At 73.1% G+C, this 25281-nt stretch carries 22 protein-coding genes and 1 pseudogene; 9 read left to right on the top strand and 14 right to left on the bottom strand.

Going from position 1 to position 25281, the window contains the following annotated elements:
* The 5 genes and pseudogenes from ACFP3R_RS34040 to ACFP3R_RS34020 form a co-directional block, all read right to left on the bottom strand.
* Positions 1-616: pseudogene (locus tag ACFP3R_RS34040) on the bottom strand (hypothetical protein); the annotation flags it as partial.
* A 79-nt stretch (positions 617-695) separates the two neighbouring features.
* The gene (locus ACFP3R_RS34035; protein WP_380642446.1) at positions 696-1016 is read right to left on the bottom strand and encodes a GroES family chaperonin; all 321 of its coding nucleotides are present in this window, start codon (positions 1014-1016) and stop codon (positions 696-698) included.
* A 9-nt stretch (positions 1017-1025) separates the two neighbouring features.
* Positions 1026-2864, bottom strand: a complete 1839-nt coding sequence (locus tag ACFP3R_RS34030; RefSeq protein WP_380642444.1) for an NHL domain-containing thioredoxin family protein — start codon at positions 2862-2864, stop codon at positions 1026-1028.
* 181 nt (positions 2865-3045) lie between these two features.
* Positions 3046-3417, bottom strand: a complete 372-nt coding sequence (locus ACFP3R_RS34025) for a PIN domain-containing protein (RefSeq protein WP_380642442.1) — start codon at positions 3415-3417, stop codon at positions 3046-3048.
* Positions 3418-3846: 429 nt separating this feature from the next.
* Entirely contained in the window at positions 3847-3993 is a 147-nt protein-coding gene (locus tag ACFP3R_RS34020; protein ID WP_380642440.1) for a hypothetical protein, read from the bottom strand.
* Positions 3994-4352: 359 nt separating this feature from the next.
* Between ACFP3R_RS34020 and ACFP3R_RS34015 the strand changes: the two genes are divergently transcribed.
* Positions 4353-4976, top strand: a complete 624-nt coding sequence (locus ACFP3R_RS34015; RefSeq protein WP_380642438.1) for an SIMPL domain-containing protein — start codon at positions 4353-4355, stop codon at positions 4974-4976.
* Positions 4977-4989: 13 nt separating this feature from the next.
* Here ACFP3R_RS34015 and ACFP3R_RS34010 read toward each other — a convergent pair whose 3' ends face one another.
* Together ACFP3R_RS34010 and ACFP3R_RS34005 are read right to left on the bottom strand one after the other, a co-directional pair.
* Positions 4990-6093 (bottom strand): OmpA family protein, encoded by a 1104-nt coding sequence (locus ACFP3R_RS34010; RefSeq protein ID WP_380642436.1) that lies wholly within the window; start codon positions 6091-6093, stop codon positions 4990-4992.
* Positions 6094-6157: 64 nt separating this feature from the next.
* Complete coding sequence (locus ACFP3R_RS34005) at positions 6158-7426, bottom strand: acetyl-CoA C-acetyltransferase (RefSeq protein ID WP_380642434.1); 1269 nt, start codon at positions 7424-7426, stop codon at positions 6158-6160.
* A gap of 88 nt (positions 7427-7514) precedes the next feature.
* Here ACFP3R_RS34005 and ACFP3R_RS34000 point away from each other — a divergent pair, with 88 nt between their 5' ends.
* Entirely contained in the window at positions 7515-8849 is a 1335-nt protein-coding gene (locus ACFP3R_RS34000; RefSeq protein ID WP_380642432.1) for a 3-oxoacyl-ACP reductase, read from the top strand.
* The gene (locus tag ACFP3R_RS33995; RefSeq protein WP_380642452.1) at positions 8849-9751 is read left to right on the top strand and encodes a MaoC family dehydratase; all 903 of its coding nucleotides are present in this window, start codon (positions 8849-8851) and stop codon (positions 9749-9751) included. Before ACFP3R_RS34000 ends, ACFP3R_RS33995 begins: the two co-directional genes overlap by 1 nt.
* Here the strand turns inward: ACFP3R_RS33995 and ACFP3R_RS33990 are convergent.
* The gene (locus tag ACFP3R_RS33990) at positions 9741-10172 is read right to left on the bottom strand and encodes a MarR family winged helix-turn-helix transcriptional regulator (protein WP_380642430.1); all 432 of its coding nucleotides are present in this window, start codon (positions 10170-10172) and stop codon (positions 9741-9743) included. The genes ACFP3R_RS33995 and ACFP3R_RS33990 overlap by 11 nt on opposite strands.
* A 129-nt stretch (positions 10173-10301) precedes the next feature.
* Between ACFP3R_RS33990 and ACFP3R_RS33985 the strand changes: the two genes are divergently transcribed.
* Positions 10302-11228 (top strand): alpha/beta hydrolase, encoded by a 927-nt coding sequence (locus ACFP3R_RS33985; RefSeq protein ID WP_380642428.1) that lies wholly within the window; start codon positions 10302-10304, stop codon positions 11226-11228.
* Between the two features lie 24 nt (positions 11229-11252).
* Here ACFP3R_RS33985 and ACFP3R_RS33980 read toward each other — a convergent pair whose 3' ends face one another.
* Positions 11253-11927: a TetR/AcrR family transcriptional regulator gene (locus ACFP3R_RS33980; RefSeq protein WP_380642426.1), complete on the bottom strand. Its 675-nt coding sequence runs from the start codon at positions 11925-11927 to the stop codon at positions 11253-11255.
* 100 nt (positions 11928-12027) lie between these two features.
* On the opposite strand from ACFP3R_RS33980, the gene ACFP3R_RS33975 reads away from it, so the two are divergent.
* Together ACFP3R_RS33975 and ACFP3R_RS33970 are read left to right on the top strand one after the other, a co-directional pair.
* Positions 12028-12669: an SCP2 sterol-binding domain-containing protein gene (locus ACFP3R_RS33975; RefSeq protein ID WP_380642424.1), complete on the top strand. Its 642-nt coding sequence runs from the start codon at positions 12028-12030 to the stop codon at positions 12667-12669.
* Positions 12670-12675: 6 nt separating this feature from the next.
* The gene (locus ACFP3R_RS33970) at positions 12676-13890 is read left to right on the top strand and encodes an acyl-CoA dehydrogenase family protein (RefSeq protein ID WP_380642422.1); all 1215 of its coding nucleotides are present in this window, start codon (positions 12676-12678) and stop codon (positions 13888-13890) included.
* Between the two features lie 88 nt (positions 13891-13978).
* On the opposite strand, the gene ACFP3R_RS33965 is transcribed toward ACFP3R_RS33970, so the two are convergent.
* The gene (locus ACFP3R_RS33965) at positions 13979-14881 is read right to left on the bottom strand and encodes a helix-turn-helix domain-containing protein (protein WP_380642420.1); all 903 of its coding nucleotides are present in this window, start codon (positions 14879-14881) and stop codon (positions 13979-13981) included.
* Between the two features lie 74 nt (positions 14882-14955).
* Between ACFP3R_RS33965 and ACFP3R_RS33960 the strand changes: the two genes are divergently transcribed.
* Positions 14956-16311, top strand: a complete 1356-nt coding sequence (locus ACFP3R_RS33960; RefSeq protein WP_380642418.1) for a hypothetical protein — start codon at positions 14956-14958, stop codon at positions 16309-16311.
* On the opposite strand, the gene ACFP3R_RS33955 is transcribed toward ACFP3R_RS33960, so the two are convergent.
* From ACFP3R_RS33955 to pdhA, 3 genes are read right to left on the bottom strand one after another with little or no spacing between them, the layout of a single operon-like run.
* Positions 16305-17744, bottom strand: coding sequence for a dihydrolipoamide acetyltransferase family protein (locus ACFP3R_RS33955; protein ID WP_380642416.1), 1440 nt, complete (start codon positions 17742-17744; stop codon positions 16305-16307). The genes ACFP3R_RS33960 and ACFP3R_RS33955 overlap by 7 nt on opposite strands.
* A 10-nt stretch (positions 17745-17754) precedes the next feature.
* Positions 17755-18783, bottom strand: coding sequence for an alpha-ketoacid dehydrogenase subunit beta (locus ACFP3R_RS33950; protein WP_380642414.1), 1029 nt, complete (start codon positions 18781-18783; stop codon positions 17755-17757).
* Positions 18783-19976, bottom strand: coding sequence for a pyruvate dehydrogenase (acetyl-transferring) E1 component subunit alpha (gene pdhA, locus ACFP3R_RS33945; RefSeq protein ID WP_380642412.1), 1194 nt, complete (start codon positions 19974-19976; stop codon positions 18783-18785). The genes ACFP3R_RS33950 and pdhA overlap by 1 nt, the downstream gene beginning before the upstream one ends.
* Positions 19977-20410: 434 nt before the next feature.
* On the opposite strand from pdhA, the gene ACFP3R_RS33940 reads away from it, so the two are divergent.
* Positions 20411-21847, top strand: coding sequence for a M20/M25/M40 family metallo-hydrolase (locus tag ACFP3R_RS33940; RefSeq protein ID WP_380642410.1), 1437 nt, complete (start codon positions 20411-20413; stop codon positions 21845-21847).
* Positions 21848-21885: 38 nt separating this feature from the next.
* Here ACFP3R_RS33940 and ACFP3R_RS33935 read toward each other — a convergent pair whose 3' ends face one another.
* Positions 21886-22371: an HIT family protein gene (locus ACFP3R_RS33935; RefSeq protein ID WP_380642408.1), complete on the bottom strand. Its 486-nt coding sequence runs from the start codon at positions 22369-22371 to the stop codon at positions 21886-21888.
* Between the two features lie 225 nt (positions 22372-22596).
* Here ACFP3R_RS33935 and ACFP3R_RS33930 point away from each other — a divergent pair, with 225 nt between their 5' ends.
* Entirely contained in the window at positions 22597-25278 is a 2682-nt protein-coding gene (locus tag ACFP3R_RS33930; protein ID WP_380642406.1) for an MGH1-like glycoside hydrolase domain-containing protein, read from the top strand.
* Positions 25279-25281: the final 3 nt, after the last annotated feature.

Raw genomic sequence — 25281 nt, 5'->3', positions numbered from 1 at the left:
TGTCGTCCACGGGGGCGGTGAACCGGCTGCTGGCCGCGGTGGGGCTGGGCGTGGGCTGGGGCGTGGGCTGGGGCTGAGGCGTGTGGGGCTGGGGCGCGGACGTGGTGCGGGCGGCGTCGACGGGCAGCGCGCGCGTGGCGTCGGCCGGGAGCGCCCGGGTCGCGTCGGCGGGGACGACCTGCGTGGCGTCGGCGGGGCGGTTCTGCTCGGCCTGGCGGTTCTGCTCACCCGACAGGGCGCGCGTCACGTCCACCGCCGGCTGCATCACCTGCGTGGCCTCGACCCCCTGGCCACCGGCCTTGGCGGTGGCCTGACCGTTGGCCGGGCCGTTGGCCTGACCGTTGGCCTTGCCGTTGGGCCGCGGTCCGGCCGGCGCGGCGCCGTTGGCCGGCGGTCCGGGCGGCGTGACGTTCCGGACGGTCGCGTTGGCGTCGGAGCCGGCTCCCGCCTCGGTGTCCGGCTCCTCCTGCGGCCACTCGGCCTGGGGCCACCCGGCCTCCTGGACGGACGACGCGGCGATCTGCGTCGTGCGCTCCGAAGCGGTGCCCGACGGGCGGACCGGCTCCATCGCCTTGGTCCGCTCAGCGTCGTACTCCGGTCGCTGGTTCTCCGGCACCGCTCCCCCTCTTGCCTCTCCGCAAGGTCCTGGGACTGCTTACCCGACCGCCGTCACGCGACGATCACGTTCGGGCAGTTCACAGGTAAAGCCCGGTTCCCTGGTCCGTCCGCTCGGTGGCGGTGGCGTGGACGTCCCGCTCCCTCATCACGAGGTAGGTCTGCCCCTGCACCTCGACCTCGAACTGCTCCTCCGGGTTGAACAGCACGCGGTCGCCGACCTTGACGTGCCGCACGTTGGTGCCGACCCCCATCACATCGCCCCAGGCCAGGCGCTTGGCCATCTGGGCGGTCGCCGGGATCACGATGCCACCGCTGCTGCGGCGTTCGCCGTCCTCCGGCGAGATCCGCACCATCACGCGGTCGTGCAGCATCTGGATCTCGAGCTTGACATCGGCCACCCGCAGAGTCTAGATGGCCTCGTCGAGGCCACCCATCATGAGGGGTAGGCGGTCCGATCCGTCCTTTTCGACCCGGATCGGCACGCCCCAGTCCTGGCGGGCCAGCCTGCACACCGGGTGCTCGACCGCCGGGTCGTCGGTGCAGCTCGCGGCCTGCGCGACGACGTGCAGCACGCCCTCGGTGAAGCCCTCGGCCACGCGCAGCTCGCGCACCAGGTCCGTGCCGACGCCCGCGCCGCCCGCCAGCAGGCCGGGCGGGGAGCTGGTGACCTCCAGGCGGGTGGACGGGCCGTACCGGTCGTCCAGCTTCTGGCCGGTGGGCGGGGTGAACACGACGGCCAGCTCCAGGACCCCGGGACCGACCACGGACGGCGGGCGGCGGACCTCGTGGGCGTCGCCGGTGACGCTGAGCCGGGCGCCGGGGGCGACCGGGCGCTCCAGGCGGTGGGCGGCGGAGGCCACCACGACCAGCTCGCCGTCGACCAGGACCGCGTCGGACGGCTCGGCGATGTCGGTGGCCAGGGTGGACACCTCGCCGGTGGCCGGGTCGTAGCGGCGGAGGGCGCCGTTGTAGGTGTCGGCGACGACGACCTGGCCGTTCGGCAGGGCGGTCACGCCCAGCGGGTGCTGGAGCAGGGCCTGCTCGGCGTCGCCGTCGCGGTGGCCGAAGGCGAACAGGCCCTTGCCCACGGCGGTGTGCACGGTGCGGTCGGCGTCCAGCCAGCGCAGGGCGGAGGTCTCCGAGTCGACCAGCCACAGCCGGTCGCCGGCCGCGGCCAGGCCCGAGGTCTGGGCGAAGAACGCCTCCGCCGCGGGCCCGTCGTGCAGGCCCTCGACGGTGGTGCCGGCGAGGCGTTCGAGGCGGCCCTCCAGCGGCGTGAACAGCCCGAGCGTGTGGTTCCCGGCCAGTGCCACGACCACGCCGCCGGCAGGTTCCCACCAGGCCACGTCCCACGGGCTGGTCAGCGCGATCCCGTCGGCGGGGCCGTCGGTCGCGCCGTCGCGCCACTGCTCGCCCGTGCCGGCGACGGTGGTGACCTCGCCGGTGTCGAGGTCCAGGCCGCGCAGCAGGTGGTTGACCGTGTCCGCGACGACGACGTGGTAGCCGACCCGCTCGGCGACCCCGGCGGGCAGCAGCGCGAGGCCGGCGGGCTCGGAGAAGGTGGGGTCCGGCCCGTCGCGGCGGCCGCGCTCGCCCGTGCCGAAGCGGCGCAGGACGGTCTCGCCGTCGGCGTCCAGCTCGACCAGGCGGTGGTGGGCGGAGTCGCTGACCAGCAGGGTGCCGCGCGGGGTGAGCAGGGCCTTGGCCGGGAAGCGCAGCTCGGTCGCGGCGGGCGGCGGCGCGACGTACGGGCCGCCGCCGCGGTGGAGGGTGCCCCTGGCCTCGTGCTCGGCGACGACCTCGGAGACGACCTGGCGCAGCGCGTCGAGGTGGCCCTCGCCGGCCGCGACGTGGACGACGTAGCCCTCCGGGTCGACCAGGACGAGGGTCGGCCACGCCTTCACCGCGTAGTTCTGCCAGGTGGTGAGCTCGGGGTCGTTGAGCACGGGGTGCTCGACGGCGTACCGCTCGACGGCCGCGGCGACGGCGGCGCGCTCGGCCTCGTGGACGAACTTGGGCGAGTGCACGCCGATCGTCACCAGGACGTCGGGGAACTCGGCCTCCAGCGGGCGCAGCTCGTCCAGCACGTGCAGGCAGTTGATGCAGCAGAAGGTCCAGAAGTCGAGCAGCACGAGCTTGCCGCGCAGGTCGGCGAGCTTGAGTTCGCGGTCACCCGTGTTGAACCACTCGCGCCCGACGAGCTCGGGGGCGCGGACACGGGCACGGCGGCGTGGAGCGGTCGTCACGTCCGGAGTCAACACGACGTCGAGGCCGGTCTGTTCCGGCGTCCACGATGCGGGCAGCGGTTCGAGCGCGGCTCGTTTTTGAGGATCGGGGCGAGGTCCTGCGGCGTCACGGCATCGACGCGAGGCGAGCGGGGGAGCCGGTGGCACGGGAATCCGCCCGCGCGGGGAGCGGAACGCGGGATCACCGGACCGAGCGGGGACCCAGCACCTCCGCGCCCAGCGCCGTCACCCGCTCGCGCAACGCGCGGTCCGCGGTGACGACCGCGCAGGGGCGGTCGGCGCCCTCGGCGCGGACCACCGCCACGATCTCGTCGTCGCCCGACCCGGCGGCGGCGACCACCCGGACCCCGGGGACCGACTCGACGCCGCGGGCCCTGCCCTCGACCACGAGGACGATCTCCAGCGGGCCGGGGAAGGTCGGGAGGCCCGGGTCGACCACGCCCAGGAGGTTGTCCCTCACCCGGGTGGTGGCGCCGGCTCGGTCGCGCCACCAGCCGTCGGGGACGGAGCCGACGACGTTGGCCGCGTCGACGACCAGGAGCGGGAGCCTCACCGGTTCATGCTCTCAGCAAACGCTCAAGAAACTGTCGTACCCCGGTGGCACGATGGAGTTGTCCATGGGGGACAAGCAGAACAACCAGGGGGAAGCAGTGACGATCAGGCGTGCCCGCAGAACGGATGACACCTGGAACGGCTCGGCCACGGCCGAGTAGCCGGGACACGGGAAACCCCGCGGTGCTGCCAGGTCGGGGGTCCGACAGCACCGCGGGGTCATCAGGAACATCGGGACACGATCGTGGACTGTTACATCCGCTATCGGGTGTGACGGAGATCACTTTTCTGATGTGGCGAAGCCCTGCCGCGCGGGAGGTGCGGCAGGGCTTCGTCGTTCCCCCTCCACCGGCGCGCGAGCGGCGGGGCGTGTGCCCGGTGTCGATCGGGCGGCCGTCGCGCGGGCCGGTGGAGGCGTCGGGGCCCGACCTCAGCGGAGGCCGGTCACCTGGGACTGGGCGATCGCCATCAGCTCGTGGCGCATCGACGGGGTCGGCGCCATGTCGATCGCTCGGGCGACAGCCTTGCGGTTGCGAGCCTCGACACGACGAGCGCGGAGCTTCGCAGTGAAGTTCATCGGGGGTTCATCCCTCTCAGACATCTCTTGGTGGTGTGCCTCAAGTATGCACCCTTCAGGGGTGGAAGCGCACCCGATTTTCCGGTGAGGTACCGCACATACCGATGAATCACCGGCCGCAACCGCATAGATGCCGACGATTCGCGCGGAAGACACCTCCTGTACCGGATGCGCCTTCGGCTGCCGGCGGGCGCTCCGACTGCCTGGGACGGGGACGGACGAGGGCGCAGCGGGTCCGCCCCCGCACGCCGTCGGCGCGCCCAGGACAAACCGCTGTGGGCGCGTCCGAAGGCGGAACCGGTCAACAGGTGATCGAGCCGCGCGGCCCCGTCGAACGTCATCGGCGGTAGCGTGGCCCCGTGGCCGAAGTGGTGACCAAGGGCGTCGGCAGGGTCGAGCGGACCGCCGACCGCGCAGAGGTGCAGGTGGGCTTCGAGACGACGGGCTCGACCCGCGACGAGGCGGTGAACGCGCTGACCGCGCGGATCACCGGCGTGGAGGCGGCGCTGACCGGACCGGGCGTCGAGGTCCGCTCGCGGCAGCTCCACGTGCACGACAACTGGGACGGCAAGCGGCGGTCCGGCAGCCGCGCCACGCAGAACTACGTGGTGCGCGTCGACGACCTCGCCCGGCTCGACGACCTGCTGGCCGCGCTGGTGACCGCCGAGCCGAGCTGGCTGGGCGGCCCGAACTGGCAGCTCGCCGACGACTCGGAGGCCGTCCGCGAGGCGCAGCGCGAGGCCGTGGTGGACGCGCGCCGCCGGGCCGAGGGCTACGTCCAGGCCCTGGGCGCGCGGCTGGGTCCGCTGCACCGGCTCGCCGACGGCGACGCCGAGACGTGGGCGGGCGACTCGTCGCGCGTGATGGCCGCCTACGGCGGTGGCTCGCCCGGCGCCGCGCCGGAGGTGGGGCGGCTCAACCTGGAGGCGCAGCAGATCACCGTCACGATCCGCTGCACCGCCACCTGGTCGCTGCTGGACTGACCTCCCGGGCCCGCTAGCTGCTGGAACCCGGCCGCGCCAGCTCCACCACCACGGACCGGTTGCGCGCGGCCGCGTCGGGGACCAGGTCGCCCGAGGAGTCCAGGTCCACGGCCAGCGGCGCGCCGAACCCGGCCCCGACGACCTCGGTCAGCGCCGACCGGCTCACGCCGAGGTCCACCAGCTCCGCCGCCACGCGCTCGCCGCGGCGCCGGGTCAGGTCGAGCGCGGCCTCGGCCGAGTCCGCGGTGGCCGTGCGGACGATGACCCGCCCGGTGGTGCGGCCGTCGAACCTGTCGGCCACCTCCCGCAGCACCTCGCGGGCCCCCGGCGCCAGCTCGACGCCGCCCGCCTCGAACAGCACCGAGCTGGGGATGCTCACCAGCGCGTCCTGGTGCTGCACCTCCCCGATGTCCACGGTCGGCACCTCGACCCGGGTGACCGGCCCGCCCGGCGGCACCGGGTCCGGGTCGTGGGTGCAGCTCGCCGCGCCGAACCGCTCGCAGATGCCCAGCCACAGCCGCACCAGCGCCGCCTGCGCGCCCGGCGGCAGCGGTCGCTGCGCGCCGTTGACCTGGCCGAGGCCGGAGAACACGACCTCCTTGTCCGCGAGGTCGGGCAGCGCGTCGTCCGGCACCGCGTCGACCAGCGCGGTCACGTCGAGGTCCAGGCCGAGCCTGGTCAGGTCGAGCGGGTCGGTGGTCTGGAGCCCGCTGCTGTGCAGCACGAGCAGGGCCGGGCCCTCGGCGGAGGCCATGTCGGCGAGCACGGACAGCGGGTCCAGCGCGGAGCCGGAGCCGTCGATCCGGGCGAGCTGCCCGTTGAGCCGGGCAACCCGGCCGGCCGGGTCGAGTCCGTCGTCCGAGTCGGCCGAGACGACCTCGTCGGAGTGGGCGCCGCCCGCCGCCTCGCCGTCGCGGTAGACGACGAGGCGCGTCCGACCGTCCTCGAACGCCGTGGTCAGCCGCTCGGCCACGGTCCTGGTCAGCTCGACGCGGGGCTCGTTGGCCGAGGCGGTCACCCCGATGCGCACGGTGGTGGTGTCGCCGGAGTCCCCGCCGCAGGCAGCACAGGTCGCCGCCACGAGCACGACCGCGGCGAAGAGCCGTGAGTGGTCCATGACTGTCCAGCGACGGCGGAATGCTCAGTGTTACCTGCATCACTCTATTGGCGTAACGTTCAGGTTAGCGCTCCACGATCGCCGTAACGCCCTGACCACCCGCCGCACAGATCGAGATGAGTCCGCGACCGCTGCCGCGCTCGGCCAGGAGCTTCGCCAGCGTGGCCACGATCCGCCCGCCGGTCGCCGCGAACGGGTGCCCGGCGGCCAGCGACGAGCCGGTGACGTTGAGCTTCGACCGGTCGATCGCGCCCAGCGGCGCGTCCAGGCCCAGTTTCCCCTTGCAGAAGTCCGCGTCCTCCCACGCCTTGAGCGTGGCCAGCACCTGGGACGCGAACGCCTCGTGGACCTCGTAGAAGTCGAAGTCCTGGAGGGTGAGCCCGGCGCGGTCGAGCATCCTCGGCACCGCGTACGCGGGGGCCATGAGCAGGCCCTCGCCGCCGTGCACGTAGTCCACGGCGGCGGTTTCGCTGAACGTCAGGTAGGCGAGCACGGGCAGCCGCCGGGCCTCGGCCCACCCCTCGGAGGCCAGCAGGACCGCGGACGCGCCGTCGGTGAGCGGCGTGGAGTTGCCCGCGGTCATGGTGGCGCCCTCGCCGCGGCCGAACACCGGCTTGAGCCGGGCCAGCTCCTCCGCGCTGGAGCCCGGCCGCAGGTTCTGGTCGCGGGTCAGCCCCTGGAAGGGGGTCACCAGGTCGTCGAAGAAGCCCCGGTCGTAGGCGGCGGCGAGGTTGCGGTGGCTGGCCGCGGCCAGCTCGTCCTGCTCCTCCCGGGTGATCCCCCATTCGCGCGCGGTGACGGCGGCGTGCTCGCCCATGGACAGGCCGGTGCGCGGCTCGCCGTTGCGCGGGACCTCGGGCACGACGTGCCGGGGGCGCAGCTTGAGCGCGGCCCGGAGGCGGGCGCCCGCGGTGCGCGCCCGGTTGAACTCCAGCAGCACGGCGCGCAGGTCCTCGTTCACCGCGATCGGCGCGTCGCTGGTGGTGTCGACGCCGCCGGCGATGCCGACCTCGATCTGCCCCAGGGCGATCTTGTCGGCCACCGCGATCACCGCCTGGAGGCCGGTGCCGCACGCCTGCTGCACGTCGTGCGCGGGCGTCTCGGCGGCCAGCCCGCTGCCCAGCACGGCCTCGCGGACCAGGTTGAAGTCGCGGCTGTGCTTGAGCACCGCGCCCGCGACGACTTCGCCGAGCCGCTCGCCCCGCAGCCCGAAGCGGCTGACCAGGCCGTCGAGCACGGCGGTGAGCATGTCCTGGTTGGACGCCGCGGCGTAGGGGCCGTTGGAGCGGGCGAAGGGGGTGCGGTTGCCGCCGAGGATCGCTACGCGCGCCATGTCGTCCTCCGGGGGTGTGGGCGGGTGCTGCCCGGATCTTACCTACTGATCAGTAGACTTACCAACGAGTAGGGGGTGGAATGTCCGCATGGATCGGTACCAGTCGTTCGCCAACTCCGGGTTCGGGCGGTTCGTCGTGGGCAGGCTGGGCCTGCCCCACCCGCACCCGCTGCGCCGCCACGTCCCCGGCCAACCCCCGCTCGACGGCCCCGTGCTGCTCGGCGGCGGCGGGCGGCTCGTGGAACCCGTCCGCTCGGCGCTGGGGTCGATGGGCGCGCGGGTGGTGGAGGCGGGGCCGGAGGCCGGCTCGGGCTCGGGCGCGGGCCGGTACGCCGCGCTCGTGTTCGACGCGTCCGGCATCGACTCGGTCGAGCGGCTGCGCGAGCTGCACGGGTTCTTCCACCCGGTGATCAGGTCGCTCGGCCCGTCCGGGCGCGTGGTCGTCCTGGGCACGTCGCCCGAGCAGGCGGTGTCGCGGATCGCGCAGCGCGCCCTGGAGGGGTTCACCCGGTCGGTCGGCAAGGAGCTCAAGCGCGGCGGCACGGCGCAGCTGGTGCACGTCGCGCCCGGCGCCGAGGACGCGATCGAGTCGACCCTGCGGTTCCTGCTGTCCGGGCGGTCGGCGTACGTGTCCGGCCAGGTGATCCGGGTCGACCCGGCCGAGGTCGAGGCCCCGGCGGACTGGGACAGGCCGCTGGCGGGCAAGGTCGCGCTGGTCACCGGCGCGGCGCGCGGCATCGGCGCGGCGATCACCGAGGTGCTGGGGCGCGACGGGGCGCACGTGGTGTGCCTGGACGTGCCCGCGCAGGGCGAGGAGCTGTCGGGGGTGGCCAACCGGGTCGGCGGGACGGCGCTCCAGCTCGACGTCACCGCGGCCGACGCGCCGGGGCGGCTGGTCGAGCACCTCGTGCGGCGGCACGGCGGCGTGGACGTCGTGGTGCACAACGCGGGCATCACCCGGGACCGGACGCTCGGCCGGATGGACGCGGACCGGTGGGACGCGGTGGTCGCGGTGAACCTCGCCGCGCCGGTGCGGGTGACCGAGGCGCTGCTGGCCGCGGACGCCCTGCGGGCCAACGGCCGGATCATCGGCGTGTCGTCCATCGCGGGCATCGCGGGCAACGTCGGCCAGACCAACTACGCCACCACCAAGGCGGGTGTGATCGGCCTGGTCGGCGCCCTGTCCGCCGAGGTCGCGGGCCGCGCCACGGTCAACGCGGTGGCACCCGGGTTCATCGAGACGAGGATGACCGCCGCGGTGCCGCTGGTGATCCGCGAGGCCGGGCGGCGCATGAACAGCGTGTCGCAGGGCGGGCTGCCGGTCGACGTGGCCGAGGCGATCGCGTGGTTCGCGCACCCCGCGTCGGCCGGCGTGAACGGCAACGTCCTGCGGGTCTGCGGGCAGAGCCTGCTGGGCGCGTGATGGCGAACCTGACGTGGCTGTACGCGAAGGCGGCGCTGACCGGGTTCACCCGGCGCGGCTCCGAGCTGCCCGGGACCTCGCCGGCCGCCGAGGTGGTCGTGGACCCCGGGCGCCTGGCCCGCTACGGCCGGGTGTGCGGGTTCGGCGTGCGCGACGAGCTGCCGATCACCTACCCGCACGTGCTCGGGTTCCCGCTCCAGGTCGCGCTGATGACCGGGCCCGGGTTCCCGTTCCCGCTGCCCGGCCTGGTGCACGTCGCCAACCGGATCACCCGGACCCGGCCGCTGCTGGTGGGCGAGCCGCTGTCGCTGCGCGTGGAGGCGGTGGACCTGCGGCCGCACGAGCGCGGGCGGCAGTTCGACGTGGTGACCACGGCCGCCGTGGACGGTGAGGAGGTGTGGGTCGACGTGTCGACCTACCTGCGGCGGGACGGGGGCGTCGGCGGCGGGTCCGGGGGTGAGCGAGGCGACGGGCATGGCGACGGCGGGCGAGGCGACGACGAGCGGGGCGGCGGGCGAGGCGACGGCGGGCAGGCCGGCGGCGGCCGGGCCGGCGGCGAGCGGGCCGGGGCGCCGGAGCCCACCGCGGTGTGGCGGGTGCCGGCCGACACCGGGCGGCGCTACGCCGAGGTGTCGGGCGACCGCAACCCCATCCACCTGCACGCGCTCACCGCGAGGGCGTTCGGCTTCCCCCGGGCCATCGCGCACGGGATGTGGTCGAAGGCCCGGTGCGTGGCGGCGTTCGAGGGCCGGCTGCCGGACGCGTGCGAGGTGGACGTGCGGTTCAAGGCCCCGCTCGCCCTGCCCGGCCGGGTGGGCTTCTCGACCACGCCGACCGGGAGCGGTTGGCGGTTCGCGCTGTGGTCGCGCAAGCCGCACCTGGAGGGCCTGATCAGCGGCTGACGTTGGCGACCAGGGTGCGCAGCAGGTCGCGGAGCAGGGCGGTCCGCTCGGGGTCGAGGTCCATGGCCGCGCCCATCGCGGGCGGCACGTCCTTGGCGCGTTCCCGCAGCTCCTCGCCCTGCGCGGTGAGCACGACGCGCACCGAGCGCTCGTCCTCGGCGCGGCGTTCGCGCCGCACCAGGCCGTTGGCCTCCAGCCGCTTGAGCAGGGGCGAGAGCGTGCCGTAGTCGAGCTGGAGCGCGGTCCCGAGGTCCTTGACCGGGGCCGAGCCGCGCTCCCACAGCACCAGCAGCACCAGGTACTGCGGGTAGGTCAGGCCCAGCTCGTCCAGCAGCGGGCGGTACCGCGCGGTGACCGCCCGCGAGGCGGCGTAGAGCGCGAAGCAGAGCTGGTCGTCCAGCTCCAGGCTGAAGTCCCGCACGACGTTCCTCCTCCGGGTGCCCCTTGTGAGGGAGCCCACGGTACACCAGCACCCACTTAGATTGTGCACGATCTAATTGCGAGCTATGGTTTTGACCATCAGCCCGCAACGAGGGAGAAGGAGCCCGAGATGACCTTCCTGGAGCCCGCCGCCGCCGCGTTCGCCGCCGCGACCGCCAACCCGCCGTACCTGTTCGACCTGGGCCCGGTCGACGGCCGCAAGGCCGTGGACGAGGTGCAGTCGGGCGAGGTGGCCAAGCCCGAGGTCGACGAGGAGCGGGTGATCGTCGGCGGGGTACCCGTCCGGATCGTGCGCCCGCTCGGCGCCACCGGCACGCTGCCCGTGGTCCTCTACGTCCACGGCGCCGGCTGGGTGTTCGGCAACGCCCACACCCACGACCGCCTGGTCCGCGAACTGGCCGTCGGCACCGGCGCGGCCGTGGTGTTCCCCGACTACAGCCTCTCCCCGGAGGCCAGGTACCCGACCGCGATCGAGGAGAGCTACGCCGTGGCGCGGTGGATCACCACCGAGGGCGCCGCGAAGGGCCTCGACGCCTCGCGCCTCGCGGTGGCGGGCGACTCGGTCGGCGGGAACATGTCGATCGCGCTGACCCTGCTGGCCAAGGAGCGCGGCGACGTGCGCTTCGTGCGGCAGGTGCTGTTCTACCCGGTGACCGACGCGGCCTTCGACACGCCGTCGTACCACGAGTTCGCCGAGGGCTACTTCCTGCGCCGCGACGCGATGCAGTGGTTCTGGGACCAGTACACGACCTCGGCGGAGGAGCGGGCCGCGATCACCGCCTCGCCGCTGCGGGCGTCCGTGGACCAGCTGCGCGACCTGCCGCCGGCGCTGGTGATCACCGCCGAGGCCGACGTGCTGCGTGACGAGGGCGAGGCGTACGCCGCCAAGCTGCGCGAGGCGGGCGTGCCGGTCACCGCGGTCCGCTACCAGGGCGTGATCCACGACTTCGTGATGCTCAACGCGCTGCGCGAGACCCACGCCGCCGGTGCCGCCATCGCCCAGGCCGTCGCGGTGCTGAAGGACGCCCTGGCCTGACCGGCCCGGTCTGGCCGGCCCGGTCTAGCCGGCCGTCGTCCGCCGCGACGGCGGGTGCCACACGTCGCCCGCCACCAGGTCCCCGAAGCCCATCCAGACCAGGTTCATGAGCCGGGCGGCGACGACGCCGGCCGGCTCCTCGGGGTTGTCGAGCCACCAGTCCGCCAGCGACTCGCCCGCCCCCACCAGTGCCGCGGCCAGCGACTCGGCCTCCTTGTCGCCGGCCCGCGGCACGTTCGCGAAGTCGGCGGAGTGCACCAGCAGCGCGGCCACCAGGCTGATCGCCCGGCCGCGCATGTCGGCCAGCTCCCGGGCGAACGGCCCGCCCTGCGAGGACGCCTGCCGGTGCAGGACCTGCCAGCCGGCCCGGTTCTCGCCGACGAAGCCGAAGAACGCGCGCAGCCCGCTCCACAGCTGCACGTCCGGCGGGGACTCGGCCTCGACGCCGTGGGCGATGGCCTCCATCATGCGGGTGGCCTCGCGGCGGATGCACGTGGCGAACAGCTCTTCCTTCGAGCCCAGGTACGCGTACAGCATGGGCTTGGAGATGCCCGCGACCTCGGAGATCTCGTCCATGGACGCGGCGTGGAAACCCAGGCGCGAGAAGACGTCCACGGCCGCGTCCATGATCTGCCGTTCGCGCACCGCGCGGGGCAGCCTCTTCGCCCGGCCGGCGCGTACCGGTTGCTCAGCGTGCATCACACCCCCTGAAGACTGCGGCAAGGTTACTCCGAAGTGCTTGCCCCCCTACCTACTGGCCAGTAGGCTTACCGCTTAGTAGGTAGCGGAGGTGCCACTCATGACCATCGACCTCTCCACCGAGGCGATCGCCAAGCTCAGCCCGCGGGAGCTGATCTCGACGCTCCAGCAGGTCGACCCGGACGACCCGGCGCTCCGGGACGTCGACATCGACGTCATCGCGCGCGCCATCGACCCCCAGAAGCTCGGCCGCGACGAGTTCGCCGACCTGCTGGACGCGCTCGGCGCGCTGGCCGACGGCGGCGCCGCCCTGGACCTGGCGCGGATGGACCCGCAGAACTTCGCCCGCATCATCTCCCGCGCGTCCAAGGACCAGGTCGAGGCGGTCACGTCCCGTCCCGGCCTGCGCACGCGCGTGCTCGACGAGGTGTTCCGGCGGATGGAGGCCCACTTCCGCGGCGACCGGGCCGGCGCGACGCGGGCCGTGGTGCACTTCCACCTCACCGGCGGGTCGTCCGAGGACCTGTACGAGGTGATCATCGAGAACGCCGCGTGCGTGATCAACAAGTCCGCGACCCGTGACCCCAGGGCCTCGGTGACGTTGGGACCGGTGGAGTTCCTGAAGCTCGCGACCGGCAACGCGTCGGCCCCGGTGCTGTTCATGACCGGCAAGCTGAAGGTCAAGGGCGACCTGGGCTTCGCGGCCGGTTTCATGAGCTTGTTCAACATCCCGAAGGCGTGAGGGGACATGGGCGGTTTTTCGCTTGAGCTGAACGAGGACCAGGTCGACCTGCGCGACTGGGTGCACGGTTTCGCCAAGGACGTGATCCGACCGGCGGCCTCCGAGTGGGACGAGCGCGAGGAGACGCCGTGGCCGGTGATCCAGGAGGCCGCCAAGATCGGCCTGTACGGGTTCGAGTCGCTGGCCACGTGGTTCGCCGACCCGATCGGGCTGTCGCTGCCGATCGCCACCGAGGAGCTGTTCTGGGGTGACGCCGGGATCGCGCTGGCGCTGATGGGCACGGGGCTGGCCGCGGCGGGCATCTTCGCGTCCGGCGAGCCCGAGCAGCTGGCCGAGTGGGTGCCCGAGTGCTTCGGCACGGAGGACGAGCCGAAGCTGGCCGCGTTCTGCGCGTCCGAGCCGCAGGCGGGCTCCGACGTGGCGGGCTACCGGACGCGGGCGGTGTACGACGAGGCTTCCGACGAGTGGGTGCTCAACGGCCAGAAGGCGTGGGCCACCAACGGCGGCATCGCCAACGTCCACGTGGTGACGGCCGTGGTCGACCCGGCGCTGGGCGCGCGGGGGCAGGCCGGTTTCGTCGTCCCGCCCGGCACGCCGGGGCTGTCCTCGCCGGGCAAGATCAAGAAGCACGGGATGCGCGCGTCGCACACGGCGGACGTGTTCCTCGACGACGTGCGCGTGCCGGGTCGCTGCCTGCTGGGCGGCAGGGAGCGGCTGGAGGCGCGGCTGGCCCGGGCCCGCGAGGGTCAGCGGGCCGGTGGCCAGGCGGCGATGGCGACGTTCGAGACCACGCGTCCCACGGTGGGTGCCATGGCGGTGGGCGTGGCGCGGGCGGCCTACGAGTACGCGCTGGAGTACGCGAAGGACCGCGAGGCGTTCGGGCGGAAGATCATCGAGAACCAGTCGATCGCGTTCGACCTGGCGAACATGAGGATGGAGATCGACGCCGCGCGGCTGCTCGTGTGGCGGGCCGCGTGGATGGGCCGCAACAACGTGCCGTTCACGGCGGGTGAGGGGTCGATGTCCAAGCTGAAGGCCGGTGAGGTCTCGGTGTGGGTCACGGAGCGGGCGATCCAGGTGCTGGGTGGGGCCGGGTACACGCGGGAGCACCCGGTGGAGCGGATGCACCGGGACGCGAAGATCTTCACCATCTTCGAGGGGACCAGCGAAATCCAGCGTTTGGTCATTTCACGGGCCATCTCGGGGATGACGATTCGGTAGTCGACCACCCCAGGCCGTGGTCGGGCCGGCTGGGAGCGGGACGGGGTCTTCGGGACGCGGAAGACCCCGTCCACCGCTTTCCGGACGGTTACCGCACCGCCTCCGCCAACCAGGCCCGTTCGGCGGCCGTGTCCGGGACCGCGGGCCAGCCGTTGACCCTGGCGATCAGCGCCCAGTACCGCTCGGCCCTCGGGTCGCCGAACTCCTCCAGCCGCCGCGCCAACTCCGGGCCCACCGGGACGTCCAGGGCGGTCGACCACCTCTCGTCGACCCGCCGCACCACGGCGGCGGCCTCGGGAGAGCCCGGGGAGACACCCGCGGTCATCGCCTCGCGTGCCTGGGACATCGCGTACCGGAACGCCTCCTGCTGCTCCGGCGCCGGGGCGGACAGGTCGGCGCCCTCCGCCCTCAGCTCCTGGTGGCGCACCGACATGCGGCGGATCGACGCCCGGAAGTCCGGGTCGCGCACCAGGTTCGCCAGCTCGATCCACGCCTCCAGCTGCTCGGGCGCGGGGTCGTCGGGCAGCTCGACCCGGACGGACCTCATGCCCTGCTCGAAGCCCGGTTCCAGGTCCAGCCCGCCGAACACCTCCTCGAAGAAGTCGTCCAGGACCGCCTGCCTCTCCTGCTCCGACAGCCGCGCCAACTCGTGCACCATCTCCACCTCCCCGTTCCGCGCCACGACCCGCAGCACGGCCCGGCGCAGCCGGAGCGTGCGCATCTGCGCGTCGATGGCTTCCGCGTGCGTCCGGGCCACCTCGGCCACGGACACCTCGCTCGCCAGCACCCGTCGCGCGGTGGGCAGGTCCACGCCCAGGTCGCGCAGGGTCCTCACGAGCTTGAGCCGCGCCAGCCCGTCGACGTCGTAGGTGCGGAAGCCGCCGACCGTCCGCCCCGCCACGGGGACGAGGCCGGAGTCGGAGTAGAACCGGATCGTCCGCGTGGACAGGCCGGTCATCCGCGCCAGGTCGCCGATCGAGTAGTGCGTCACGGGGACCACCCTGAACTCTCCAGTCGCTGGAACTTCAACCCGATTGACGCGATGGTCCGGCACGATGACGTGTCGTGCCGGCAACCGCGCGGGAACTGTTCGACGCCTACTGGCCTGCCGCGGCGGCTCTCCTCGGTCTGCTCGCCCTGTGGCGGCTCACGAACCGCAGGGAGCCCTCGCACCACCAAGGGCCGGTGTGGCGGTCGGTTGTGGCGTGGTTCGCGATCGCGCTGGTGATCGCGGCCGGCACGGGTGCCGGGTTGCTGTGGGTCTTCGGGTGGCCCGCGCTGCCGAGGGGCGTCTCGTTCACCGCCACCGAGGTGCTGGACCTGCTCAAGATCGCGTTGGCGGTGGTCGCGGGTTTCGGTGGTGTCGTTGCGCTCGCGGTGAACTACCGCAGGCAGCGGGTCACCGAGGCCGCACACGTGTTGACGCTCGACCAGGAGCAGCGCGAGCGCACCAAGCTGTTCAACGAGCGCTTCAGCGCCACCTCGGCGCAGCTCGGGCACGAGCAGGCCGCGGTTCGGGTGGCGGGCGTGTACGCGATGGCGGGCTTGGCCGACGACTGGGTCGCGCAGCGGCAGACCTGCTTGGACGTCCTGTGCTCCTACCTGCGCCTGCCCCGCGACGACGAGGAGCAGGAGGGCGAGGTGCCGCGGGGCAAGGGTGAGCGTGAAGTCGTCGCCGCCATCTTCCGGGTGCTGCGGGCCCGGCTGGGCAACCCGCACACCCCTGGACCGTGGTCGGACCTGGACTTCGACTTCACCGGGATCGAGTTCAGGGAGGCCGACTTCAGCGAGATCACCTTCCAGGGCAGGGTGGTCTTCGACGGCGCGGTGTTCACCGGCCCCCACACGTCCTTCGAGCGCACGGTCTTCCGCAACACCACGCTCAGCTGCCACGGCACCGTCTTCACCTCCGCCGAGGTCAGCTTCCGCGACGTCCTGCTGGACCAGGCCACCGTGGAGTTCGTGGGCGCGGAGTTCACCAAGACCTCGGTCGACTTCACCGGCAGCGAGATCCGGGGCCGGACGGTCTACTTCTTCCGCACCGCGCTGACCGGAGCGAAGATCACCTTCCGCTCCGGTGAGGTGGCGGGCGCCACGGTCCGCTTCGAGCGCAGCATGGTGACCGACAGCGAGCTGGACTTCTCCGACCTCCGCCCGGACATGGCGCGCAAGAGGTCGTTCGGCTTCCTCGTCGTGGACGGCACCGCGGTGACCCGTTCGCGGATCGACCTGCGTGGCATCTTCGTCTACGAGACCAACGCCTGGTTCCTGGACAGCACGTTCACCGAGGTGGTGGTGCTGGCGGACGAGTCCGTGGACCGCCCGTGGCTGAGGGCCAGGCGGGTGAAGTTGGTGGGCACGACGCTGCCGGCCGTCGCCGGAGCCGCCGCGTCGGGCGGCTCCGGCGACGCGCCTCAGTAGGTCAGCGCCACGCCGGGGTCGGCGAGGAGCGCGCCGACGTCCGCGAGGAACCGCGAGCCCTGCTGGCCGTCGACCACGCGGTGGTCGAAGCTGAGCGCCAGCTGGCACACCTTGCGCGGCACGACCTGGCCGTCCACCACCCACGGCATGTCGCGGATGGCGCCGAAGGCCAGGATCGCCACCTCGCCCGGGTTGATGATCGGCGTGCCGGTGTCGACGCCGAAGACGCCGACGTTGGTGATGGTGATGGTGCCGCCCACCATGTCGGCGGGCGTGGTCCTGCCCTCGCGGGCGGTCGTGGCGAGGTCCTCCAGGGACACCGCCAGCTCGCGCAGCGACATGCCGTCGGCGTCGCGGACCTTCGGCACCACCAGGCCGCGCGGGGTGGCGGCGGCGATGCCGAGGTGGACGTAGTCCTTGTAGACGATCTCCTGCGCCGCCCCGTCCCACGTCGCGTTGACGTCGGGGGTGCGGCGCACGGCCAGGACCACGGCTTTCGCCGCGAACGCCAGCGGTGTGAGCTTGACGTCCCGGAACTCCGGCGCGTTCTTCAGGCGCGCCCGCAGCTCCATCATCGGCGTCACGTCGACGGTCAGGAACTCCGTGACGTGCGGTGCGGTGAACGCGCTGTCCACCATCGCCTGGGCCGTGGCCCGGCGGACGCCCTTGATCGGCACGCGGCGTTCCCGCGAGCCGGCGGGGGCGAGGACGGGTACGGCTTCGGGGGTCGGGGCGGTGGCCTGCTCGACGTCCTCCCTGGTGATCACGCCGCCCGGACCCGAGCCCGACAGCGCGTACAGGTCCACGCCCAGGTCCTTCGCCAGCTTCCGCACCGGCGGCTTGGCCAGCGGCACGTAGCCGCCGCGAGCCGGAGCGGAGGAGGGGGTGAGGGCCGGGGCGGGGGCCGGGGAAGGCGCCGGGGCGGGAACGGCCGGGGTCCGGACGACCGGGGCGGGCGCGGCCGGCGGTGCGGCGACCGGCGGCGGCGCGACCGGCGGCGCGACAACCGGCGACGCGGCGACCGGTGCGGGCGGGGCCACGGCGGTGCCGCCCTTGCGCGGGCGGCGCTTGGCCGCCCCCGACTTGGGCCCGTAACCCACCAGGTTGGCGACCCGGCCGTCCGCCGCCTCCTCGCCGATCCTGCCGTTCGACCCGGCCGGTGCGGCGGCGGGCGCGGCGGCGCCCGTCGGGTCCAGGTCGATGGTGATGATCGGTGAGCCGACCTCGACCGTCTGGCCCACCTCGGCCAGCAGCTCGGTCACCACGCCGTCCCACGGGCACGGCAGCTCGACGGCGGCCTTGGCGGTCTCGATCTCGCAGATGACCTGGTTGACCTTGACCGCCTCACCCGGCCGCACGTGCCAGGTGAGGATCTCGGCCTCGGTCAGCCCCTCGGCCGTGTCGGGCAGGGGGAACTGCTTGAACTGCGGCACAGCGATCCCCTTACCAGGCCAGCGAGCGGTCGACGGCGTGCAGGACCCGGTCGAGGTCCGGGAGGAACTCCTCCTCCAGCTTCGACGGCGGGTAGGGGGTGTCGAACCCGGTCACCCGCAGCACGGGGGCCTGGAGCGAGTAGAAGCACTCCTGCTGCACCCTGGCCGCCAGCTCCGAGGACAGGGACGCCTCGCTGGGCGCCTCGGACACCACGACCAGCCGGCCGGTGCGCCGCACCGACTCGTACACCGGCGCCAGGTCCAGCGGGGACAGCGTGCGCAGGTCGACGACCTCCAGCGACCTGCCCTCCTCCGCGGCCGCCGCGGCGGCGTCGAGAGAGGTGCGCACCATCGGGCCGTAGGCCACCAGGGTCACGTCGGTGCCGGTGCGCAGGGTGCGGGAGGTGAACAGCGGGGCGGGCTCGGCGGTGGTGTCGACCTGGCCCTTCTCGTAGTAGCGCCGCTTGGGCTCGAAGAAGATCACCGGGTCGTCGCAGTCGACGGCCTGCTGGATCATCCAGTACGCGTCGGCCGGGTTCGAGCACGCCACGACCTTCAGGCCGGCGGTGTGCGCGAAGTACGACTCGGGCGACTCGGAGTGGTGCTCGACCGCGCCGATGCCGCCGCCGAACGGGATGCGGATGACCATGGGCAGCTTGACGCGGCCCTGGGTGCGGTAGTGCAGCTTGGCGACCTGGCTGACGATCTGGTCGAAGCCGGGGAAGACGAAGCCGTCGAACTGGATCTCGCACACCGGCCGGTAGCCGCGGATGGCCAGGCCGACCGCGGTGCCGATGATGCCCGACTCGGCCAGCGGCGTGTCCAGCACGCGCTGCTCGCCGAAGTCCTTCTGGAGCCCGTCGGTGATGCGGAAGACGCCGCCGAGCTTGCCGACGTCCTCACCCATCACGATGACCTTGGGGTCGGCCTCCATCGACGCGCGCAGGCCGTTGTTCAGGGCCTTGGCGATGGTCAGCGTCTGCACCGCGGCGGGCGCGCCGGTGTCGGCGGCGCGGCGGTCCATGGTCGGAGCGGCCATCAGTGGTCACCTCCCGCGAACCCGGCGTGGTAGGCCAGGAACTCGTCGCGCTGCGCGTCGAGGACGGGGTTGCCCTCGGCGTAGACCTCGCTGAAGATCCGCCCGGCCGGTGGGTCGGGCAGGGAGACGCAGTAGTCGCGCAGTTCGACCGCGACCTCGTCGGCCTCGCGCTCGATCGACTCGAAGAACGCCTGGTCGGCCCACTGCTGCTTGACCAGGTGCACCTTGACCCGCTCGATCGGGTCCTTGAGCTTCCACAGCTCCAGCTCGTCGGACAGCCGGTAGCGGGAGGGGTCGTCGGAGGTGGTGTGGGCGTCCATCCGGTAGGTGAACGCCTCGATCAGCACGGGGCCGTTGCCCTGGCGGCACTCCTCCAGCGCCCAGCGGGTGACCGCGAGGGTGGCCAGCACGTCGTTGCCGTCGACCCGGATGCCGGGGAAGCCGTAGCCGCGGGCCCGCTGGTAGAGCGGGAGGCGGGACTGGCGCTCGGTCGGCTCGGAGATGGCCCACTGGTTGTTCTGGCAGAAGAACACCAGCGGCGCGTCGTAGACCGCGGCCCACACGAAGCCCTCGTGCACGTCGCCCTGGCTGGTGGCGCCGTCGCCGAAGTAGCAGATGGTGGCCTCGCCGTCGGAATCGCCGACGGCGCCGTCGAACTTCTGGCCCATGGCGTAGCCGGCGGCGTTGAGGACCTGGTTGCCGATCACGATGGTGTAAGGGTGGAAGCGGTGCTCCATCGGGTCCCACGTGCCGTGGTCGGTGCCCCGGAAGATGCCGAGCAGGTCGGTCGGCTTGATGCCGCGGCACCAGGCCACGCCGTGCTCGCGGTAGCTGGGGAACGCCATGTCGGACGGGCGCATCGCGCGGCCCGAGCCGATCTGCGCGGCCTCCTGCCCGAGCAGGGGGACCCAGATGCCGAGCTGGCCCTTGCGCTGGAGCGCGTTGGCCTCGCGGTCGACGCGGCGGACCAGCACCATGTCCCGGTACAGGCCGCGCAGCTCCTCGGCCGTCACGTCGATGTCGAAGTCCGGGTGCTCGACCCGCTCGCCCTCCGGCGTGAGCAGCTGCACCAGGTCGGCGCCGCCCTCGTCTGTCGCTCGCAAGCCGGCGATCACCTGTTCCGGGGTCGGTGTCGCACCGGTGGCGGGCGGGACGTCCGGCCCGGGGTGCGTCCATTCTTCGGGGGACGACATGCGCCTTGTCTCCTCGTCTACGAGGCCGCCCGGGTCGCTTGTGGCAACCGTGCGCGGCGGCACCGCCAGTCGCCGTCGCCCCCTGGGTGTCGAGGGTCGGGCAACCGTCGGCGCTGACGGTGTTCTCATCCACATCCTGACATGGCCTCACCCGGGTTGGTGAGCCCCGTCCCAGTTCGTTACGGGATGCCCAAGCTCCTGACGTGCGGTAACGATAGGAAGGCCAATCTTCGGCCGTCCGAGCAGCACGTCCGGTCAACGGACAGCGTTGTCCTGGTTACCGTTCGTTAACCAGGACGGGGCACCACCGCGGGACCGGGTCCGCGCGGGGAACACCCATGTCCGACCCCGATGGACGGGTGGACTACCGACCATCGGGGGCACGGGGTGTTTCCACCAACCGAAACGGCGGTCGGGCGTGACAGGATCGGGTGGTGGACCGTTCAGCGTTGACCCGTACCGTGCGCGAGCTCTGGGAGGGCGACATCCTCCCCAGCCTGTCCGACCTGGTCGCCGTACCCGCGATCTCCCCGGCCTTCGACCCCGCGTGGGAGTCTCACGGCCACCTGGCCGCCGCGATCGAGCACGTGCGCGCCTGGCTCGCCGACCGCGAGCTGCCCGGCGCGACCATCGAGGTCGTCCGGCTGGCCGGGCGCACCCCGCTGCTGCTGGTGGACGTGCCCGGCACCGCCGACCCGGCCGGGATGTCGACCGGCACCGACACCGACACCGTGCTGATGTACGGGCACCTGGACAAGCAGCCGCCGGTGGGCGGCTGGTCCGAGGGGCTCGGGCCGTGGACGCCGGTGGTGCGCGAGGGCCGCCTCTACGGGCGCGGCGCGGCCGACGACGGCTACTCGGGCTACGCCGCCGTCGCGGCGATCGAGGGCGTGCGGCGCTCGGGCGGCTCGCACGCGCGCTGCGTGGTGCTGCTGGAGACCGGCGAGGAGTCCGGCAGCCCGGACCTGCCCGCCTACCTGGACCACCTGCGGCCCCGGCTGGGCCAGGTCTCGCTGGTGGTGTGCCTGGACTCGGGCGGCAACGACTACGACCGCATGTGGCTGACCACCTCGCTGCGCGGGTTGGCGCAGGTCACGATGACCGTGCGGGTGCTGGAGAGCGGCCTGCACTCGGGCATGTCGAGCGGCATCGTGCCGTCGTCGTTCCGCATCGCCCGGCAGCTGCTGGACCGGCTGGAGGACTCCGCCACCGGCGAGGTGCTGGTGCGCGAGACGCACGTGGACGTCCCCGCGAACCGGGTGGCCGAGGTGCGCGAGGCGGTGGCCAGTGCGCCCGGGATGCTGGTGGAGCCGGTGCCGTGGGCGGGCGGGACGCGCCCGGTGACCGATGACGAGGTCGAGCTGGCGCTGAACGCCGGGTGGCGGCCGACGCTGTCGGTGACCGGCGCGGCGGGCCTGCCCCAGCCGGACGACGCGGGCAACGTGCTGCGGCCGTTCACCACGCTGGTGCTGAGCTTCCGCCTGCCGCCGACGGCCGACTCGGGCGCGGCGCTGCGAGCGGTCGAGCGGGCGCTGACCACCGACGTGCCCTACGGGGCGACCGTCGAGCTGTCGCGCGTGGAGCACGCGGACGGCTGGAACGCCCCGGAGCTCGCGCCGTGGCTGCGCGGGACGCTGGACGTGGTCGGCGAGGAGGTGTTCGACGCGCCCTGGCGGACCGTCTCGCTGGGCGGGTCGATCCCGTTCATGGGGCTGCTGCAGGAGGCGTACCCGGAGGCGCAGTTCCTGGTCACGGGCGCGGTGGGGCCGGACTCGAACTGCCACGTGCCCGACGAGTGGCTGCACCTGGCGCACGCGACGCGGATCACCGAGGCCGTGTCGGTGGTGCTGGACGCGCACGCCAAGCGCTAGGGCGTCGGCGCCCCGGAGCCCCCTGGAACGCGGGGGACCTAGAGCTTCTGGAGGCGGTCGAGCTCCGCGGTGAGGTCGCCGCGGAGCTCGTCGTGCCGCGGGCCGAGCGCGGTGGCCGGGTCCGTCCAGACCTCCGGCGGGTAGAGGTGGACGGGGTCGTCCACGCGTTCGGCGGGCTCCCAGCCGTAGCGGGCGCGGACGTGGGCGTGCAGGTGCGGGACGGCGTTGCCGAGGATCTCGACGTCGACCCGGCGGAACCCCGGGTCGCGCCGCCCGCACACCACCTCGACGGCCTCGGCCAGCAGGTCGACGTCCGCGAGGAACCGCAGGCGGCGGGGCCGGGGCAGGTCGGTGAGCCGGCCGACGCGCGGGTCGTCGGCGAGCAGCACGCAGTAACCGGGGAGGAACTGGGCGTCCCCGACCACGGCGAAGCCGGCTTCGAGGCGGGCGAGGACGGTGGGGTTGTCCCCGCGCAGCGCCGAACCGATCCGGTCCCGCCGCCAGGTCGTGCCCTGCTGGGTCATGCGCCCCATCTTCGGGTGGGAGCGGCCACGAGATCGAGACCCGCGGCCGGATTCGCGGCCGGAGCAGCGCCCGACCTGCGGTGGAGCGCGCACTGCGCCCCGGATGGCCCAGCGCCGAGCCGGCCAACACGGAGAGTGATGAAAACGGTGTTCGCAACACCTTTCACGGCAATGACCTAACTCACCGGTAACCGCTTTACTGAACCGATGCCGCACACTGGCCCAGTGAACGAGCTCAACCGGCAGGCGGAGCGGGCACGACTGGCGGGGTCCGACTCCCCCACCGCTCCCTGGCGCTTCTGGGGCCCCTACCTCGCAGGACGTCAGTGGGGCACGGTCCGGGAGGACTACTCGGCGGGCGGTGACGCCTGGCGGTCCTTCCCGTTCGACCACGCCCGCTCCCGCGCCTACCGCTGGGGCGAGGACGGCATCGCGGGCATCTGCGACGTGCACGGGTTCCTCAACCTGGCGGTCGCGCTCTGGAACGGCCGGGACCCGATCCTCAAGGAGCGGTACTTCGGCCTGACCAACAACGAGGGCAACCACGGCGAGGACGCCAAGGAGCACTGGTGGGTGACCGACGGCACGCCCACGCACTCCTGGATGCGGGTCGTCTACCGCTACCCGCAGGGTGAGTTCCCCTACGCCGAGCTGCGCGAGAGCGCCCGGCTGGCCAGCCGCACCGACCGCGAGCCCGAGCTGTCCGACACCGGCGCGCTCGACGAGAACCGGTTCTTCGACGTCGCGGTCACCTACGCGAAGGCGGGCCCGACCGACATCTGCGTCGAGCTGACCGCCACCAACCACGGCCCGGACCCGGCCCCGCTGCACCTGCTGCCGCAGTTCTGGTTCCGCAACACCTGGGCGTGGGGCCGGGACGACCGCAAGCCCTCCCTGGTCGCGCGCACCACCGACGGCTGGCGCCGGATCACCGCCGAGCACGGCGCGCTGGGCCGCTACACGCTGCACGTCGAGGGCACGCCGACGCTGCTGGTCACGGACAACGAGACCAACGAGGTGGAGCTGTTCGGCAAGCAGGCCAACCCCACCCGCTACACCAAGGACGGCATCGACCGGTACGTGGTGGGCCGCGACAGCCGGGCGTGCCAGGTGATCGGCCCGGACGAGGCGGGCGAGCCGGGCACCAAGGTGGCCGCCTGGTACTCGTTCGACCCGGTCGAGCCCGGTGAGTCGGTGACCGTGCGGCTGCGGCTGGTCCAGGACGACGGCCACCTCGACGCGTTCGGCCCGAGCTTCCAGGACACGCTCGACCAGCGCGAGCAGGAGGCCGACGAGTTCCACCGCACCGACCTCGACCCCAAGCGGGCCGCGGTGGTGCGGCGCGCGCTCGCGGGCCTGATGTGGACCAAGCAGCACTACCGCTTCCGCGCCGCCGAGTGGCTGGCCGGCGACCCGGCGCAGCCCGCCGCGCCCCAGTCCCGGCGCAACCCGCACGCCCGCAACGCCCACTGGCGGCACTTCGACGTGGCCGACGTGATCTCCATGCCGGACGAGTGGGAGTACCCCTGGTTCGCGGCCTGGGACCTCGCGTTCCACACCGTGCCGCTGGCCCGGGTCGACCCGGCGTTCGCCAAGGAGCAGCTGCTCCTGCTGTGCCGGGAGTGGCTGATGCACCCGAACGGGCAGCTGCCCGCCTACGAGTGGGAGTTCGGCGACGTCAACCCGCCGGTGCACGCGTGGGCGGCGCTCCAGGTGTACCGGTCCGAGGGGGTCGGGGACCGCAGGTTCCTGGCCAAGGTCTTCCACAAGCTGCTGCTGAACTTCTCCTGGTGGGTCAACCGCAAGGACGCCGACGGCAGCTACCTGTTCGAGGGCGGCTTCCTCGGCATGGACAACATCGGCCCGGTGAACCGGTCGGAGCCGATGCTCGGCCAGTGGCGGCTGGAGCAGTCCGACGCCACGTCGTGGATGGCGGCCTACAGCCTGCACCTGATGCAGATGGCCCTGGAGCTGGCGCGGCACGACGAGTCGTACGAGGACGTGGCCACGAAGTTCGTGGAGCACTTCATGAGCATCGCCGAGGCGTCCACCCAGTTCGGTTCGGGCCGCCGCGGGCTCTGGGACGAGACGGACGGCTTCTGCTACGACGTGGTGTCGCGGCGGCTGCCGGACGGCGCGGTGGAGTCCAAGCCGGTGCGGGTGCGGTCGATGGTGGGGCTGATCCCGGTGCTGGCGTGCGCGGTGCTGGAGCCGTGGGTGTTCGAGGAGCTGCCGGGGTTCGTGCGCCGCCTGGAGCACTGCCTGGCGCGGCGCCCCGAACTCCGCCAGTTCGTCACCCGCCACGACGGCCGGGCGCTGCTGAGCCTGCTGGACGAGCGCAAGCTGCGGCGCGTGCTGACCCGGATGTTCGACGAGGGCGAGTTCCTGTCGCCGCACGGCATCCGCAGCCTGTCCGCGGCGCACCGCGAGGGCCTGGAGGTCCAGGTCGCCGACCAGGACCACCGGATCGGCTACGAGCCGGGCGAGTCGCGCACGCCGATGTTCGGCGGCAACTCGAACTGGCGCGGCCCGGTGTGGTTCCCGACGAACGCGCTGCTCGTGGAGGCCCTGCGCACGGTCGAGGAGTTCCACGGCGGGAGGTTCCACGTGGAACTTCCCACCCGCTCGACCCGCTTCGTCACCGCCGGTCGGGCGGCGGACGAGCTGGTCAGCCGCCTGGTGTCGCTGTTCCTGCCCGACCACGACGGCCGCCGCCCGGCGGACGGCAAGCGGATCGAGTCGACCGACTCACCGCTGTGGCGGGACCACGTCACCTTCAGCGAGTACTTCGACGGCGACACGGGCGAGGGACTGGGCGCGACCCACCAAACGGGGTGGACCGCGCTGGTCGCCTCGCTGCTGACGGACAGTCGCCAAACCGGTGCGGCGGGTGCGCCAATTGTGTGACTT

Source organism: Saccharothrix lopnurensis (genome assembly GCF_042658445.1).
Classification (GTDB): domain Bacteria; phylum Actinomycetota; class Actinomycetes; order Mycobacteriales; family Pseudonocardiaceae; genus Actinosynnema; species Actinosynnema lopnurensis.
The sequence above is the reverse complement of the archived record's forward strand: the minus strand, read 5'-3'. Positions and strand labels throughout refer to the sequence as shown.

Bases quoted from the DNA above. Each gene is read 5' to 3' on its own strand.
- ACFP3R_RS34020 (WP_380642440.1), bottom strand. From the start codon at position 3,993: ATGAACTTCACTGCGAAGCTCCGCGCTCGTCGTGTCGAGGCTCGCAAC.
- ACFP3R_RS34010 (WP_380642436.1), bottom strand. From the start codon at position 6,093: ATGGACCACTCACGGCTCTTCGCCGCGGTCGTGCTCGTGGCGGCGACC.
- ACFP3R_RS34005 (WP_380642434.1), bottom strand. From the start codon at position 7,426: ATGGCGCGCGTAGCGATCCTCGGCGGCAACCGCACCCCCTTCGCCCGC.
- ACFP3R_RS34000 (WP_380642432.1), top strand. From the start codon at position 7,515: ATGGATCGGTACCAGTCGTTCGCCAACTCCGGGTTCGGGCGGTTCGTC.
- ACFP3R_RS33995 (WP_380642452.1), top strand. From the start codon at position 8,849: ATGGCGAACCTGACGTGGCTGTACGCGAAGGCGGCGCTGACCGGGTTC.
- ACFP3R_RS33985 (WP_380642428.1), top strand. From the start codon at position 10,302: ATGACCTTCCTGGAGCCCGCCGCCGCCGCGTTCGCCGCCGCGACCGCC.
- ACFP3R_RS33980 (WP_380642426.1), bottom strand. From the start codon at position 11,927: ATGCACGCTGAGCAACCGGTACGCGCCGGCCGGGCGAAGAGGCTGCCC.
- ACFP3R_RS33975 (WP_380642424.1), top strand. From the start codon at position 12,028: ATGACCATCGACCTCTCCACCGAGGCGATCGCCAAGCTCAGCCCGCGG.
- ACFP3R_RS33970 (WP_380642422.1), top strand. From the start codon at position 12,676: ATGGGCGGTTTTTCGCTTGAGCTGAACGAGGACCAGGTCGACCTGCGC.
- ACFP3R_RS33950 (WP_380642414.1), bottom strand. From the start codon at position 18,783: ATGGCCGCTCCGACCATGGACCGCCGCGCCGCCGACACCGGCGCGCCC.
- pdhA (WP_380642412.1), bottom strand. From the start codon at position 19,976: ATGTCGTCCCCCGAAGAATGGACGCACCCCGGGCCGGACGTCCCGCCC.
- ACFP3R_RS33935 (WP_380642408.1), bottom strand. From the start codon at position 22,371: ATGACCCAGCAGGGCACGACCTGGCGGCGGGACCGGATCGGTTCGGCG.